The organism is Kribbella jiaozuonensis (genome assembly GCF_005233875.1).
Lineage (GTDB): Bacteria > Actinomycetota > Actinomycetes > Propionibacteriales > Kribbellaceae > Kribbella > Kribbella jiaozuonensis.
The window spans coordinates 13,409-28,014 of record NZ_SZPZ01000009.1 but is presented as its reverse complement, the minus strand read 5'-3'; the positions used below and the strand labels follow the sequence as shown (position 1 = coordinate 28,014).

14 protein-coding genes and 1 rRNA gene are annotated in these 14,606 nt (G+C 66.6%); 3 read left to right on the top strand and 12 right to left on the bottom strand.

Features of this window, described 5'->3' with window-relative positions; all coding sequences use genetic code 11:
* The 5 genes from FDA38_RS41970 to FDA38_RS41950 form a co-directional block, all read right to left on the bottom strand.
* Positions 1-125 (bottom strand): 16S ribosomal RNA (locus FDA38_RS41970); the annotation flags it as partial.
* 821 nt (positions 126-946) lie between these two features.
* Entirely contained in the window at positions 947-2,260 is a 1,314-nt protein-coding gene (locus FDA38_RS41965) for a serine hydrolase domain-containing protein (RefSeq protein WP_137259681.1), read from the bottom strand.
* A 68-nt stretch (positions 2,261-2,328) separates the two neighbouring features.
* Entirely contained in the window at positions 2,329-2,556 is a 228-nt protein-coding gene (locus tag FDA38_RS41960) for a hypothetical protein (protein ID WP_137259680.1), read from the bottom strand.
* Positions 2,557-2,624: 68 nt separating this feature from the next.
* On the bottom strand, positions 2,625-2,828 hold the full coding sequence (locus FDA38_RS41955; protein WP_134111686.1) for a KTSC domain-containing protein: 204 nt from the start codon (positions 2,826-2,828) through the stop codon (positions 2,625-2,627).
* A gap of 51 nt (positions 2,829-2,879) precedes the next feature.
* The gene (locus FDA38_RS41950; protein WP_137259679.1) at positions 2,880-3,233 is read right to left on the bottom strand and encodes a helix-turn-helix domain-containing protein; all 354 of its coding nucleotides are present in this window, start codon (positions 3,231-3,233) and stop codon (positions 2,880-2,882) included.
* A 140-nt stretch (positions 3,234-3,373) separates the two neighbouring features.
* Between FDA38_RS41950 and FDA38_RS41945 the strand changes: the two genes are divergently transcribed.
* Complete coding sequence (locus tag FDA38_RS41945; RefSeq protein WP_233715241.1) at positions 3,374-3,667, top strand: hypothetical protein; 294 nt, start codon at positions 3,374-3,376, stop codon at positions 3,665-3,667.
* Between the two features lie 74 nt (positions 3,668-3,741).
* Here the strand turns inward: FDA38_RS41945 and FDA38_RS41940 are convergent, their stop codons facing one another.
* A complete protein-coding gene (locus tag FDA38_RS41940; protein ID WP_202878073.1) occupies positions 3,742-4,704 on the bottom strand; it encodes a hypothetical protein in 963 nt (320 codons plus the stop codon).
* A gap of 231 nt (positions 4,705-4,935) precedes the next feature.
* Positions 4,936-5,565, bottom strand: coding sequence for a hypothetical protein (locus FDA38_RS41935; RefSeq protein ID WP_130449426.1), 630 nt, complete (start codon positions 5,563-5,565; stop codon positions 4,936-4,938).
* A gap of 211 nt (positions 5,566-5,776) precedes the next feature.
* On the opposite strand from FDA38_RS41935, the gene FDA38_RS41930 reads away from it, so the two are divergent.
* The gene (locus tag FDA38_RS41930) at positions 5,777-6,601 is read left to right on the top strand and encodes an aldo/keto reductase (protein WP_137259678.1); all 825 of its coding nucleotides are present in this window, start codon (positions 5,777-5,779) and stop codon (positions 6,599-6,601) included.
* A gap of 137 nt (positions 6,602-6,738) precedes the next feature.
* Here the strand turns inward: FDA38_RS41930 and FDA38_RS41925 are convergent, their stop codons facing one another.
* The 4 genes from FDA38_RS41925 to FDA38_RS41910 all read right to left on the bottom strand — a co-directional run bounded on the left by FDA38_RS41925 (position 6,739) and on the right by FDA38_RS41910 (position 12,961).
* Positions 6,739-9,624: a vitamin B12-dependent ribonucleotide reductase gene (locus tag FDA38_RS41925; protein WP_137259677.1), complete on the bottom strand. Its 2,886-nt coding sequence runs from the start codon at positions 9,622-9,624 to the stop codon at positions 6,739-6,741.
* Positions 9,625-9,755: 131 nt separating this feature from the next.
* Positions 9,756-10,250, bottom strand: coding sequence for a transcriptional regulator NrdR (nrdR, locus tag FDA38_RS41920; protein ID WP_130449420.1), 495 nt, complete (start codon positions 10,248-10,250; stop codon positions 9,756-9,758).
* Positions 10,251-10,542: 292 nt separating this feature from the next.
* Entirely contained in the window at positions 10,543-12,138 is a 1,596-nt protein-coding gene (locus FDA38_RS41915) for a GH39 family glycosyl hydrolase (RefSeq protein WP_137259676.1), read from the bottom strand.
* A gap of 43 nt (positions 12,139-12,181) precedes the next feature.
* Positions 12,182-12,961, bottom strand: coding sequence for a glycerophosphodiester phosphodiesterase (locus tag FDA38_RS41910; protein WP_137259675.1), 780 nt, complete (start codon positions 12,959-12,961; stop codon positions 12,182-12,184).
* An 84-nt stretch (positions 12,962-13,045) separates the two neighbouring features.
* Here FDA38_RS41910 and FDA38_RS41905 point away from each other — a divergent pair, with 84 nt between their 5' ends.
* Positions 13,046-13,996, top strand: a complete 951-nt coding sequence (locus FDA38_RS41905) for a nucleoside hydrolase (protein ID WP_137259674.1) — start codon at positions 13,046-13,048, stop codon at positions 13,994-13,996.
* On the opposite strand, the gene FDA38_RS41900 is transcribed toward FDA38_RS41905, so the two are convergent.
* Positions 13,989-14,570: a TetR/AcrR family transcriptional regulator gene (locus tag FDA38_RS41900; protein WP_137259673.1), complete on the bottom strand. Its 582-nt coding sequence runs from the start codon at positions 14,568-14,570 to the stop codon at positions 13,989-13,991. The two genes, FDA38_RS41905 and FDA38_RS41900, sit on opposite strands and share 8 nt — an antisense overlap.
* Between the last annotated feature and the right edge of the window lie 36 nt (positions 14,571-14,606).

The following is a 14,606-nucleotide window of genomic DNA, read 5'->3' as shown; positions in this document are numbered from 1 at the left end:
GGTTGCTCACGTGTTACTCACCCGTTCGCCGCTCGTGTACCCCCGAAGGGGCCTTACCGCTCGACTTGCATGTGTTAAGCACGCCGCCAGCGTTCGTCCTGAGCCAGGATCAAACTCTCCGTTGAAATCTATATGTCAACCACAGCAAAAAGCCGCGGAAAACAGACTACATTGAGTGATCCTTTGAATCAGAAACAAAACCATAAACTGGCTTGTCATCCGTATTAATTTCAAAGGAATCCGTCACAGACAACAAACAACCCCACCAAAAACCCAGAAAGGTCCCTGGCAGAAATCATCCGAAGCCCATGAACGGGGATAATGCTAAATTTCGGCATTGACTTTCGGCACGCTGTTGAGTTCTCAAGAATCGGACGCACACCGCGCTTCAGACTTTCGTTTGAAGCTCCGGGGCAACTCGCCCAACTTTACTGTTTCGCTTCCAGCCGGTCAAATCGGCCTTTTTCGATCCAGTCTCCCTGCGCGACTCAGTGTCCGAAACCCGCCGAGGCGTGTTTCGGCTTCCGAGACCTTCAGGGAGTTTGTTGAAGGGCCGGCCGCTTTCGCGTCCTGCGCCTCGCTCCAACAAGAAGAACATTACTGACATTCATGGTGCGGATGCAAATCGGGGTCCCGGACCTTCGTCCGAGCGCCTCGGCACCCGTCCTCGCCACCGGTGAGCCGGTGTCGAGGGAAGCAGTGCTGGTCCCTCTGGTCACATCACTCACTCACGTCTCCGCGAGCGACATCTCCATCATGCCGCACCCACACAAGTCGTTTTCGTGAGGGTGACAACGAGGTGGGAGCCGGTCAGCCGGCTCCCACCTCGTCAAGTACCGCACCGTCCAGCAGACGCCTCTCGGCGAGTGGCCGCTCGTAGCGGCTTAGGTTGAGGCCCGGGGTCACGAACCGGACGGCATCAGGTGTAACCGGACAGCCCCAGCACCTATTCCCGGACGCAGTCGAGCACGACTCCCTCCTGCTCGAAGGCCAGTCCGCCGTCGCGCACCTCGAACCCCGACTCGGTTTCCATCGCACTGAAGGTTGTCGCCGACCTCGCCATGAACAGCTGCGGAGGCTGACGGTCGAACGTCACCTCCAGGCCGCTCCCCCAGCGCTCCACCGTGAACCGCATCCTGCCGTCCAGCCGGTAGGTGCCGACGAGTTCCGTCAGGAGTTCGTCACTCGGCAGATCCGGCGCCTCCACCTCGGCCGGGTACTCCTCCCAGCCGTACGCCGAGGCCACCGCGGCGAATGCTCTCTGCACGACCCAGCCGCCGTTGTCGCCGTTCGTCATCACGACGGCGCCCTGTCCCGTGTCCCTGTCTGCCAGCAGGTGACAGCGGAACCCCGCGTTGCCCCCGCTGTGCCCGAACCGCTGACCGGAGTCGTTGAGGAAGAACCCGAGTCCCAGATGTCCGAGCCCGCCGATCCGCTGTCCTGCGGCGATCTGGTGAGTCAACATCTCCCGGGCGAGCTCGAGCGGCAACAGCGCGCCGTCGACTCCGGCGTACATCTTCTGAACGCCGATGGCTGCCTTGGCGAGGTCTGTCGGCGTCGTCCACAGACCGGCAGCGGCCAGCTCGGGGTACGCGTGCCAGCGGCCTTCGAGCGAGCGACCACGTTCGTCGTGCGCGACGGCGGCCCTGTTGTGGAGTTCTGGTGGGAGCGGATGGGCGTAGTCGCTGTCGGACATGCCGAGGGGCTCCAGGACGAGCTCACGAGCCAGCTGGCGGAACGGCGTACCTGTGACGTCTTCCAGGAGTTGCTGCATGACGATCGTGCCGCCGCCGGCGTACCGGAACTGTGTGCCCGGCACGAGGTCGACGCGTACGCCGAAGGTGTTGGTCGGTCTAACGCCTTCGAGGATCTGCAGTGTCGTGGGCAGCGGAGCGCCCGCGGCGTACCCAGGGAAGCCGTGCACAGTCAGGCCGCCGCTGTGACTGGCCAACTGCCGCAGCGTCACGACAGGTTGCCACGCCCCGGTCGGCGGGACCTGCCACGACGTGAGCTTGTGGTTGACGTCCTCGTCGAGATCGAGCAGGCCGCGATCGACCAGCCTCAGCATCGCCAGTACCGCGATCGGCTTGCTGATCGATGCGGCCTGGAACAACGTGTCCGGCGCGACGGCCTGAGATCCGTCTGCCGCCACCAGACCGGCCGTACCGGTCTCGTGGACGGCACCGTCCTCGATCACCACCCAGCTCGCGCCGGGCACGTTGAATCTCTCGAGCTCGGCCTTGATCTCCTCTTCCAGCATGTCCGTGTCCCCTCCCGATCCAGTTCTGTGCTGGAACGGTACGGCGGACACGGTTCGCCGGACCTGGATTACCGCGACGGCTGAGGCGCGTTGCAGTCGATCTTCGGGTTGGCGCCAACGTAGTTCAGCGGGCCGGCGATGATCGTGACGACCACCGTCCCGACCTTGGCGCACGACGTCCGCGAACTCTCGAAGTAGTTTCGTTGCACCGCGGCGGCCAGGCCGATCAGCAGCCAGATGACGAGAATGATCGAGATCGCGCGGGAACGGGTCGCAGAAGCTCTTCGGGTAGCCATGTCCATCTCCTGTTCGACGTGCCCCCGTGCTGCGCTCCTCCGGTGCCCGCCGCGAACCTGACAGAAACTCAGATCTCGCGGAACTCGTAGTACGGCTTGATGTGCTTGTTGATGTACGCGCCGATGCTGGGCGCGGCCAGGAGCGCGGCGTACGTCGGCTGTGGGACGTCGAAGTACTGGTAGACGTAGCCGTTCACGTACTCGAGCTCCAGCGTGCCGTCGGACCATCCGACCGACCGCACACTCGACGAATTCACCGGGCGTCGCCTCACCTGTGGCTCCTTCCGCACCTCGCATTGCGGCGCCCAGTCTGCCGCTCGCGGTCAAGCCGTGCGAGATCGCTCCGGATCGTCGGTCTGCAGTCGCGCCAGGGCGCGGGCCAGGTCGCCGAGGGCCGTGTTGAGCTGGACCAACACCGTGTCGTCGATCGGCACCCGCCGCTGGTCGAGGCCCAGGTTGGCGGCGAAGCGCAGGTGGGCGTCGGGTGGTGCCTGCTTGAGGTAGGTGTCGAGCGCCTCCTGGAGGAAGGGACTTGGCACGAGCTCCGGTCTCTCCCGCCATTTCGTCAGTGTGCGCGGCGAGATGCCGAGGTGCTCGGCGAAGGCTTCGTTGGTCAGGCGCAGCGCCGTACGCAAGGCATGCGCGTGCCGACCGGTCCACTCGTCGATGACTGTCATCCTTGTCGCTCCCTTGCCTGTCGGTTACTCCCTGCTATCAGAATATGGCGATTAGGTGACCGCCGGTGGGCAGAATTTGTGCGCTGTGGATACCGGTTGAGTTCCTGGTGAGGACAGCCGCCCACGCGTTGACTTGGCGCATGGACGAGATCACCGGAAGAACCGCGACGCTGCCGCGGACCACACGGCGGCGTCATCTGAAAGTCGCGAGCACGTCCGGGCCACGCTGCTTCCAGCTGGTCCGTCACGCCGACCCCTCCGGTGTCAGCGGTACGGGCGTGATCGCCGAGGGAGTCGAGTGGAGCGACGGGACGGTCGCGCTGCACTGGGGCGGCCGGTTCGCGACTACCACGGTCTGGCCGGACGGCATCGACGCACTGCTGACCATCCACGGTCACAGTGGATCGAGCACCATCCGCTGGCTGGACGAGTAGCTATGCGTAGCCGATCTCGGTGGGGCGGGCCCACCCTGCAGCCGGCCCGCCTCACCGGCCTACTCCTCGCCGGCCTACTCCGAGTAGAACTGCTCTCGGTACGGCGCATGCCGTGGGACGGGACGCTGGTTCGACTCGTCGGTCGGGCTCTTCACGCCGTTCTGTTGCGGCTCCGCGGCGTCGGAGTCGATGTCGGTCAGATCGTCGACTGCCGCGCTGAAGGCGAGTTCGGCGCGGGTCGGCCGTTGGCGTTCGATCTCCTCTGCCGAGGTACGGCGGATGGGGAGATCGTTCGCCGCGGCCGACAATTCGGCGAGGGTGTCGAGGAGACCGAGTGCCGTCTCCACGTCGCCAGGGTGGTTGACCAGCCACCAGACCGCGGCCGAGCCAGGCGTGGCGAAGACGTCGTCCTTCAGGTAGGCGCGTTTGTCCTGCTCCATCCGGCGCTCGAGCAGGGTGGTCTGCTCCCGCCGATGCAGGGCGGCCAGATGCAGGAGGTGCTTGTGATCCGCATCCGGCAGTCGCAGCCGCACCTCGGTGGCCCAGCTGCGTACCAGGCCTTTCTCGTCGAGCGCAGGTTCGCCGAGAAGCGCCGCAAGGCGGTGCTGGTTGAGCGACTCCTCGGTCACCTGCTGCCTCGCGGTCAGCGATCGCGCTCGTTCCAGCAAGGCGTCGACTGCTACTGCGCCGAGGTCCGCATGGCGCGATCCCGACAGAACGGTCGACCACTGGACCACAGCCGAGAAGCTGAACTGGAAGTCGGGCGACGCGGACGGCAGCCGTACGTCGCTCACGGTCCGCGACGGTGGACCGGTGAAGACGGGATCCGGATCCGGCAGGACGACGGACGGCGGCGCCGGCTTGGTCACGACTGGACGGGGTTCGTCGGGCTGTTTCCAGACGACGGCCAGCAAGACAAGGAGCACCACGGTGAGGACCACGGCCGACCAGCCCGGCAGGCCGATGACCAGCGACACGAGGTACAGCACCAGCACAATCGCGGCAGCAGTCAGGAGGGAGTTCCGGTGGAGCTTCATGGGCGCGTTCCTTCACCGCGTCGGGCGGAGGTCAGCAGGTCGGCCAATGCACTTCAGACGGCTTCCCCGTCCTCACACCATCCGAGCCACCGGCAACCCAGACCACAGACTGCGCCACACGACGAGTCCACAAAAAGTTTCACATACCTCACCCAAAGTAGTCACCAAAAGCGTGTCGCCGCCCACGACCTGGACACGCCGGCGCCTAACCACCTGCCGGGGACGAACAGGTCATCCGGTCAGGGAGCGGAGGGCTTGGCGGGAGGGGGTGAGGAGGACCGGTTTGTAGGGGCAGCGTTGGTCGGTGAGGGTTTCGTAGGCGCGGATGGCTCGGTTGGCGGCGTCCCAGCCTTGCTCGGCGGGGGTGCGGCCGAGGCCTCGGTTGCGGACCAGGGCGCCGTAGAAGGCGGAGCAGAAGACGGTTGCTTCGTACCAGCCGATGACGGTGCTGGTGCCGATGTAGGTGATGTCGTCCTGGAGGCAGTCGCGGATCGCGCGTTGCCACTTGCCGATGCCGGTCTTGCAGCCGTCGGCGATGACGACGCCGCTGGCGATTCCCCACTGGCGGTCCAGGAACCAATCGGCGAGCGACCGCAGCGAAACCTGGGTCTGACCGTCGGTGGACAGAAACGACGGCTCCTCGCTGTGGTCACCGTGTGCCATCACGTGCAGGACCGAGGACGGGGTGGTCAGGGCGGAGAAGGCGGTCTCGTGATCGCGGCTGCGGATGAAGTTCACGTCGATCACCGGCCGGTTCCAGCCTGCGTTGATGTTCCCCGTGATGCCCTGGACGAACGTCATCGACGCGTCGAACGAGCTGTCCAGACCGAGGTCCACCAGAGTGATCAGACGGTTCTTCATTTGCCCACCCCTCCAACGTGTTTCGAGGCCCCACGGGACCATCATGAACCACGGATCCGACAGTTCGCAGGGTGGTTTCCCGGGCCTGAGACAGGGCACCCGGGCCGTACGGCGTACGGCGGATCCGGCCGGTTCCGGACGGTCGGCACAGAGGGTGCGGATTGTGATCGGCGTACGGTGTCCGGGCAGCGTCAGCCGAAGGAGGAGTTGGATGAGTCAGGCCCCAACCGTCACTTTGAGTCACGGATCTGCGATGCCGCGGATCGGGCTCGGGACGTCGCCGATGAACGATGCGGATGCCGAGCGGGCCGTGAGTACGGCGCTCGAGCTCGGGTATCGGCTGATCGACACGGCGGAGAACTACCGCAACGAGGTCGGCGTCGGGCGGGCGCTGAAGGGTGTGCCGCGCGACGAGGTGTTCGTGACGTCGAAGTTCAACAAGAGGTGGCACAGCGTCGAGGGCGCGCGGACGGCGTTCGAGGCGAGCGCGGAGAAGCTCGGCCTCGAGTACCTGGACCTGCTCCTCATCCACTGGCCGAATCCGGACCAGGATCGGTACGTCGAGGCGTGGCAGGGGCTGATCGCGCTTCGGGACGCCGGCCTGGTTCGCGCTATCGGTACGTCGAACTTCAAGCCGGCGCACCTGCAGCGGCTGATCGACGAGACCGGCGTGACGCCGGAGGTGAACCAGGTACAGCTGAGCCCGGTGTGGGCGAAGGCCGCCGAACGCGAGTTCCATGCCAAGCACGGAATCGTGACGGAGGCGTGGAGTCCGTTGGGCAAGGGCACCGACCTGCTCAGCAACCCGACGGTGCAGGAGCTCGCCAAGAAGTACGAGCGGACGCCGGGCCAGGTCGTACTGCGGTGGGAGACCCAGCAGGAGGTCGTACCCATCCCGAAGTCAGCCGACCGCAGCCGCCTCGCGGACAATCTCGCAGTCTTCGACTTCGACCTGACGGCCGACGAGCTGACGGCCCTGACCAACCTGGACGGTACGGCGAAAGCCGCCGCCGACTCGGACCGCGCCGGCCACTGATCCCGGGGCGAAGTAGCCCTGGCACGCACCTCGGCCCCCGGGGGAAGTGGGAAGTTCCCGGGGGCCGTGGCGCTATCAGTTCGGGAGGTAGCTGGCTGCTGTGGCTCTGCACAGGCAGCCGGCTGCCGACCGGTGGATCAGCTGCAGCCGGAGGTGCTGCCGCAGCCTTCGCAGACGTAGCAGGAGCCGCTGGGGCGCATCTTGGTGCCGCAGGTGAAGCAGAGCGGGGCGTCGACCGAGGTGCCGGTGATCAGTTCGAGCATCTCGGCGGTGGTGTGGGCCTCGCCCTTGACCGGCTTGGCGGAGGCCGCCTCGACCGGCTTGTCAGCTGCGGACGGCTCCACCGGCTCGACCGCCTTCAGGGACTCGGCCTCGGACACCTCGACCGGGGCCGGCTCGTAGGAACCGGTGTCGAGCTGCCGGGACCGCTCGTCCGCCGAGTAGATGCCCAGGGCGGCCCGCTCGTCGAACGGCAGGTAGTCCAGGGCCAGGCGGCGGAAGATGTAGTCCATGATCGACTGCGCCATCCGGACGTCCGGGTCGTCGGTCAGACCGGCCGGCTCGAACTTCAGGTTGGTGAACTTCTGGACGTAGGTCTCCAGCGGTACGCCGTGCTGCAGGGCGATCGAGATCGCGATCGAGAAGGCGTCCATCACACCGGCAAGCGTCGAACCCTGCTTGCCCATCTTCAGGAAGACCTCACCGAGACCGTCGTCCGGGTACGAGCCCGCGGTCATGTAACCCTCGGCGCCGCCGACCGTGAAGGACGTGGTGCGCGACGGACGCGACTTCGGCAGACGCTTGCGGGTCGGCCGGTACTCGATGACCTTCTCGACGATCTTCTCCGCGACGGCGGCCTCGGCCTCGACGGCCTTCTTCGCCTTCGCGTCCGCCAGCGGCTGACCGACCTTGCAGTTGTCGCGGTACACCGCGAGCGCCTTCAGGCCGAGCTTCCAGCCCTGGAAGTAGACGTCGGCGATCTCCTCGACCGTCGCGGTCTCCGGCAGGTTCACCGTCTTCGAGATCGCTCCGGACAGGAACGGCTGCGCCGCCGCCATCATCCGCACGTGGCCCATCGGCTTGATGGCCCGCTCACCCATCGCGGTGTCGAAGATCTCGTAGTGCTCCGGCTTCAGGCCCGGGGCGTCGACGACGTGGCCGTTCTCCGCGATGTACTCGACGATCGCCTCGATCGTCTCCTCGGTGTAGCCGTACTGCCGCAGCGCCCGCGGGACGGTCTGGTTGACGATCTGCATCGAGCCGCCGCCGACCAGCTTCTTGAACTTGACCAGCGAGAAGTCCGGCTCGATACCGGTGGTGTCGCAGTCCATCATGAAGCCGATGGTGCCGGTCGGTGCGAGCACCGAGGCCTGCGCGTTCCGCCAGCCGTTCTTCGCGCCGACCTTCAGTACGCCGTCCCACGCCTCGGCCGCGTGCTTGTGGACATCCTTGTCGATCTCGTGGATCGTCCGGATCGCGTCGTTGGCCGCCGCGTGCTTGCGCATCACCCGGGTGTGGGCGTCCTTGTTCCGCTCGAAGCCCTCGTACGCACCGACGATGCCGGCCAGCTCCGCGGAGCGCTTGTACGACGTACCGGTCATCAGCGAGGTGATAGCGCCCGCCAGAGCGCGACCACCGTCGGAGTCGTACGCGTGACCAGTTGCCATCAGCAACGCACCGAGGTTGGCGTAGCCGATACCGAGCTGCCGGTAGGCGCGGGTGGTGACGCCGATCGCCTCGGTCGGGAAGTCCGCGAAGCAGATCGAGATGTCCATCGCGGTGATGATCAGCTCGACCGCCTTGACGAACTTCTCCGAGTCGAAGAGGTCGTCGTCGCGGAGGAACTTCATCAGGTTCAGCGAGGCCAGGTTGCAGGACGAGTTGTCCAGGTGCATGTACTCCGAGCACGGGTTGGACGCGGTGATCCGGCCCGTCTCCGGCGTGGTGTGCCAGTCGTTGATCGTGTCGTCGTACTGCAGGCCCGGGTCGGCGCAGGCCCACGCGGCCTGGGCGATCTTGTCGAACAGGTTCCGCGCGTCGACGGTCTCGATCACCGAGTTGTCGAGCCGCGCCCGCAGCCCGAAGTCGCCCTTCTCCTCGACCGCGCGCATGAACTCGTCCGAGACCCGGACCGAGTTGTTCGCGTTCTGGTACTGCACCGAGGTGATGTCGCGACCGCCGAGGTCCATGTCGAAGCCCGCGTCACGCAGGATGCGGATCTTCTCCTCCTCGCGCATCTTCGTGTCGACGAACTCCTCGATGTCCGGGTGGTCCACGTCGAGCACGACCATCTTGGCCGCGCGCCGGGTGGCGCCGCCGGACTTGATCGTGCCTGCCGACGCGTCCGCGCCGCGCATGAACGAGACCGGGCCGGAGGCGGTGCCGCCGCTGGACTGCAGCAGCTCCTTCGAGGAACGGATCCGGGACAGGTTCAGACCGGCGCCCGAGCCGCCCTTGAAGATCAGGCCCTCTTCCTTGTACCAGTTCAGGATCGACTCCATCGAGTCGTCCACGGCGAGGATGAAGCAGGCCGACACCTGCTGCGGCGAGGACGTCCCGACGTTGAACCAGACCGGCGAGTTGAAGCTGAAGTACTGGTGCAGGAGCAGCCAGGTGAGCTCCTGCTCGAAGACCTCCGCGTCGCCGGGCGAGGTGAAGTAGCCGTGGTCCTCACCGGCCTTGCGGTAGGTCTTCACAACCCGGTCGAGCAGCTGCTTGAGGCTCCACTCCCGGTTGTCGTGGCTGACCGCGCCACGGAAGTACTTCGTGGTGACGATGGTCGAGGCGTTGACGCTCCAGAAGTCGGGGAACTCGACCCCGCGCTGCTCGAAGACCGTCTCACCCGTCTTCCAGTTCTGCTGTACGACGTCGCGACGCTCCCACGTCACCTCGTCGTACGGGTGGACGCCTTCGGTGCTGAAGACGCGCTCGATGGTGAGTCCCGTGGGCGCGTTCTTCCGCCCGCGGAACCCGGCCGCCGACCGCTTGGTCGACCCCGAGTGGCCGGTCACCGTCTCTGTCATGGTTGCTCCTCGCGCTGTGTCTACTACCGCGGTCTGTCGGGACCGCCCCGTTGGAGTACTGCGTGAACGCCACATACCGCCGGTACTTCCTGGAACTGCTTGGAACTACTTGGAACTGCCGTTCCCCCGGTTTACGTCTGTTGGGTCGGCTTGAGCTGGCCCGGCTCGGTGCCCTGCGGCTCCTTCTCGGCCCGCAGCAGCGCGATCTCGGTCTCGAAATCGTCGGCGGACTCGAACTGCCGGTACACGCTCGCGAACCGCAGGTACGCGACCTCGTCGAGCTCCCGCAGCGGGCCGAGGATCGCGAGTCCGACCTCGTGCGCGGGAACCTCCGGCGAGCCGCTGCCCTTCAGCGCGTCCTCGACCTTCTGACCCAGGCGGGCGAGCTGGTCGGCGTTCACCGGCCGGCCCTTGCATGCCTTCCCGACCCCGTTGATGACCTTTTCCCGGCTGAACGGCTCGGTCGCGCCGGAGCGCTTCACGACCGTGAGCTGCATCTGCTCGACAGTGGTGAACCGCTTCTCGCAGACCGGGCACTGACGCCGGCGGCGGATCGCTCCGCCGTCCTCGGCCACCCGGCTGTCGACCACCCGTGAGTCGGCGTGCCGGCAATACGGACAGTGCACGACGAATCACTCCTCCCGTGACTGCCCCGGAGGGGGCAGGTTGTGGATCAGCCTGGGGACAACTTGTGTAGAACCTGTGTGCAACCAACCACTACCTGTGGAAAATTACACCCGTGTAACCACTACATCTAGGGATCCTAGATCGCTGCTCCGACAGTTTGCAAGCACGCCCCGATCGCCCGCGCGTGTCTCCCAGGTCTCACAGTTCCAACAATCACGCGGGCTCGTGTACTCCCGCGTGGCGCCGTCCGAATGACCCTTTCGAGGCGCAAACTACGGCCTCCCAGGTGGGTCAGCCGAGCTTCGTGAGCACGACCAGACTCAGCGACGGGAGCGGCAGTTCGAGGGTCAGCAAATAGCCCGGATCGACATCGATCGGCGTGTCGTCGCAGAGTCGTTCGAGTCCCTGACGCGCGGTGATCGCGGCGAGCTGCTCGGGCGTCGGGTCCTGCGGCGAGCCGAGGGCCTGCCAGATGGTGTGGCTGTTGCTGTGGTCGCGGTCGATCCGGAAATGCTCGACGGTCCAGCGGCCGGGTTCGAGGCCCTCGAGCTCGAGGTCGACCGGGATCGTCGCGCCGTCGGCGGCGTACTGGTCGTCGGAGTGGCGCCAGACCAGGACCGAGATGCTCGACCCCTCGCGGCTGGCGATCGCGTCGATTTCGTCAGGCAGATCGATCCCGACAGCGCTGAGGCGGCGGTCGCCGAGGCGGGCGAAGGCGCGGTACGCGTTCATCAGCGGCTTCTCGATGCCGGACGCGGTGACGAAGCTGCGGGTGCCCTCGAAGTACCGCTCCCCCTCCATCGAGAAGCTCCAGGTCGTTGCCTCGCGCACCTTCGCGGTGTGCCGCTCGTTGAGTTCGAGGATCTGCTTCATCAGCTGCGCCTGGAAGACCGGGTAGTACTCCGTGTTGCGGTACGCGAAGTTGGCGTTGTCGTAGATCCCCCAGTGCGCCGGCACCGAGGCGTCGCACTCGTCGACGATGACAGGCTTCCCGGCGTACTGCGGGAACTCGTCGATGACCGTCAGCGCGGTGTGGATCTCGCGGAGCATCTTCGCGGTCAACGGTGACTGCTGGACGGGCGCCGGCGAACCGATCGGGCCGTACGTGCGCCATGGGGTGAAGTGCGCGCCCTTGGTGTGGAAAGAGACGAAGTCCACCGGCAGGTCGCGGTCGGCGCATGCCTGCAGGAAGTCGCGCAGGAACGCGTCACCACCACCTGTGACCGCTGGGCCGCCCACCTTGGCCGCCGGGTAGACCGCGCGGATCGCCTTAGCCGTCTGCTCGTACAGGTCGTGGTACTGCTCCGGCGTACCGCGCCAATAGGTGATATCCGGCTCGTTCCACAGCTCCCACAGCCAGTGCTCGACCTCGTCGGAGCCATAGCGATCCAGCACGTGTTCGACGAGCGCGGCGACCAGTCCGGCGAATTTGCCGAAGTCCTTGGGCGGATAGGACCACCAGCCGGCTTCGTACTCGCTGTAGAGGCTCGGACTGCCTTCGTACGCGAAGTCGGTCTTGGCGTACTCCGGTACGAGCGCCAGCGGCGTGAACCCGAGCTCGACGAGCGGGTGGTGGCCGGCGTTCACGATCGCGTCGTACGTCAGGTCCGCGATGGTGAAGTCGTAGTACGGCGTACCGTCCGCGTCCTCGTGGTAGACGTTGCCGCTCCCCCAGTGCGGCAGGCCGAGGCCCGTGCCGCTGGTGAAGATGTTGTGCGGCCGGACGTGGTACGGCGTCTCCGCGAACGCGCCGATGGTCCGGAGCGTGCGACTGCCCTGTGGCGTGTAGGTCCAGTTGATCTCGTCGTACCCGAGGCTGGCCCAGATCCGGTCCAGCGGCCCGAGGTCGGCGGCGGCATTGACGGTCACGCGCGCTGTCTGAGTCATCCGGGCGGCCCTCTCGATCGTTGTATCGATAAACAGCCACCGCTCAGCCTACAAGCGCGAACCGTCCCGCGTTCCAGCCCGCGAGTTCCGCCGGGCAGTTCGTGATGACGCCGTCTACCCCGGCCCGGTCGAGCGCATCCCAGCGGCTCGGGTCGTCGACCGTCCACACGTTGACCGCGACGCCGGCCGCGTGCAGCTCGCGGACAATCGCCGGTCGAGTCTGCAAGGCCGCGTCGGACGGGTTGTACGACGTCAGTTCGAGGTCCTTGGCGATCGCGACCGGATCCGGGTCGAGCGCGAAGCGGAGCAGGCCGAGCGGAAGTTCGGGCGCGAGTTCGTGGACCCAGCGCAGGTGCTGCGGTTCGAAGCTCTGCACGAACACGCGGCCGTTCATCCGGTGCACCTGGATCTCCTGCACGATCCGTACGACGGAGGCCCGCGCGTGCTCGCCCTTGATCTCGAGCAGCAGATTGCCGCCGCGAGTCTTCAGGCCGTCGAGCTGCGCCGCGAGTGTGCGCACCCGTTGCCCGGCGAACGCAGGCGCGAACCAGGCTCCCGCATCCAGCTTCGCGACCTGGGCTGCCGTGAGTGACTGGATCGGACCGGTCCCATCAGTGGTGCGGTCGACGGTCTCGTCGTGCAGCACGACCGGTACGCCGTCCTTCGTCGTCCGTACGTCGTTCTCGATCCACTCGGCGCCGGCCCGACGGGCGGCCTCGTCGGAGGCGGCGGTGTTCTCGGGGGCCGCGGAGGAATTGCCGCGATGCGCCCAGATCCGCAGCTGCGCGCCGGGCGCCCGGAGGAACGACTCGGTCCGAGACATCACCACGCAGATAAGCGGGCCGAGACGAACGGCGCCCGAGCCGATGATGAAGCGACGGCCAACGCCGGATGTGAGGATGTCGGCATGAAGCCGGTGATTCTCGATGTCGACACGGGCCTGGACGACGCCTGTGCGCTGCTGCTCGCTGCTCGGCACCCCGAGCTCGACCTCAAGGCCGTGACGTGCGCCGGCGGCAACGTCGGACTTGATGACGTCGTCCGGAACACGCTGACAGTGCTGGACGCCGCAGGCCGACCGGATGTGCCGGTCGCGCGCGGTGCCGCCGTACCGCTGCTCCAGCCGGTGCGGATGGCGCGGCACGTCCACGGGGAGGACGGGCTGGGTGACATCGATTGGCCGCGGTCGACGCGGACGACGGATCCGCGGCATGCGGTCGAACTGCTGCGCGACGTACTGCGGGAGGCCGCGGCGACCGGTGATCTGATCACGCTGATCCCGCTGGCGCCGCTGACGAATATCGCGTTGCTGCTCCGGACGTATCCGGACGCGGCGGCCGGGCTGCGCGAGATCGTGTTCATGGGTGGCGCCGCGGGGATCGGGAACGCGACGGCGTCGGCGGAGTTCAACGTTTGGACCGATCCGGAGGCGGCCGCGATCGTGTTGACCGCGGCGGGGGAACTTGGCGTACCGACGACGATGTACGGGCTGGACGTCTTCTACGACGTGGTGGTCACGTTGGACCAGGCACGCGGGTTGAGCGGGTCGCAGTCGGCCGAGCTCGCGCGGAAGCTGATCGAGAAGCGGAGCGAGCTGTACCAGGGCGACGGCGCGAGCATCGGCGACGGCGGCGCGGTGTGCGCGGTGATCGATCCGTCCGGGCTGACGACCCAGCCGTTCCCGGTGCGCATCGAGTTGTCCGGAAGCTGGTCACGCGGGCGGACGATCGTTGACACGCGGGATTGGTCGGCCGATCTGACCAGCGATCCGCATGGGCTGTCGCCGACGACGGTTCAGGTCGCGACGGCGGTGGACGGCAAGCGGTACGCCGAGATGTGGCTCGCGACCGTCAGCTGACCAGATCGACCAGGCGGGCGCGTACGCCGTACAGGAACAGGTCCAGGCCTTCGGTGAAGACCTCGGCTGATTCGGCAACGACCGCGGCCAGGCTCCAGCGGGCAGTGACCTCGAACAGCTGACGCGCTTCGGGCCCTGGTACGCCGAGGCGAACGAGAGCGTCGATCTGGACGCGGATGAGTTCGGCGCGGGATCCGTCGCCTTGGTCGCGATTCGGCGTGGCCTTTGACTGGATCAGTCCGGCCAGGCCCGGGTGATCCGCGTAGAAGGCGCGCAGTTCGAGAGAGCCGGATCTCGTCAGGGCGATCCACTCGTCGATGGTCCGGAGTTTCTCGTACGCCGCGCTGTCTGCCGTGAACTGATCGAAGGCGTTGCGGGCGACCAGGTCGAGAAGGTCGGACTTGTTGCGGACGTGGTGGTAGAGGGTCGGCGCGCGGACGTCGAGGCGCTCGGCAACCGCCCGCATCGTGAGGCCGTCCACGCCGCTCCTGCGGATGACCGCGAGGGCAACGTCGGCGATCGCAGCCACGGTGATGCCGGCTGCCGCGTGAGATGACGGGTCGCGTTTGGTCATGAAATCTCGTTGTCGGAGTGATCGGGCGCGGGTACT

Coding starts and splice junctions, on each gene's coding strand:
- FDA38_RS41935 (WP_130449426.1), bottom strand. CDS start 5,565: ATGAAGAACCGTCTGATCACTCTGGTGGACCTCGGTCTGGACAGCTCG.
- FDA38_RS41950 (WP_137259679.1), bottom strand. CDS start 3,233: ATGACAGTCATCGACGAGTGGACCGGTCGGCACGCGCATGCCTTGCGT.
- FDA38_RS41915 (WP_137259676.1), bottom strand. CDS start 12,138: ATGACTCAGACAGCGCGCGTGACCGTCAATGCCGCCGCCGACCTCGGG.
- FDA38_RS41905 (WP_137259674.1), top strand. CDS start 13,046: ATGAAGCCGGTGATTCTCGATGTCGACACGGGCCTGGACGACGCCTGT.
- FDA38_RS41960 (WP_137259680.1), bottom strand. CDS start 2,556: ATGGCTACCCGAAGAGCTTCTGCGACCCGTTCCCGCGCGATCTCGATC.
- FDA38_RS41900 (WP_137259673.1), bottom strand. CDS start 14,570: ATGACCAAACGCGACCCGTCATCTCACGCGGCAGCCGGCATCACCGTG.
- FDA38_RS41930 (WP_137259678.1), top strand. CDS start 5,777: ATGAGTCAGGCCCCAACCGTCACTTTGAGTCACGGATCTGCGATGCCG.
- FDA38_RS41945 (WP_233715241.1), top strand. CDS start 3,374: ATGGACGAGATCACCGGAAGAACCGCGACGCTGCCGCGGACCACACGG.
- FDA38_RS41940 (WP_202878073.1), bottom strand. CDS start 4,704: ATGAAGCTCCACCGGAACTCCCTCCTGACTGCTGCCGCGATTGTGCTG.
- FDA38_RS41965 (WP_137259681.1), bottom strand. CDS start 2,260: ATGCTGGAAGAGGAGATCAAGGCCGAGCTCGAGAGATTCAACGTGCCC.
- FDA38_RS41910 (WP_137259675.1), bottom strand. CDS start 12,961: ATGTCTCGGACCGAGTCGTTCCTCCGGGCGCCCGGCGCGCAGCTGCGG.
- FDA38_RS41925 (WP_137259677.1), bottom strand. CDS start 9,624: ATGACAGAGACGGTGACCGGCCACTCGGGGTCGACCAAGCGGTCGGCG.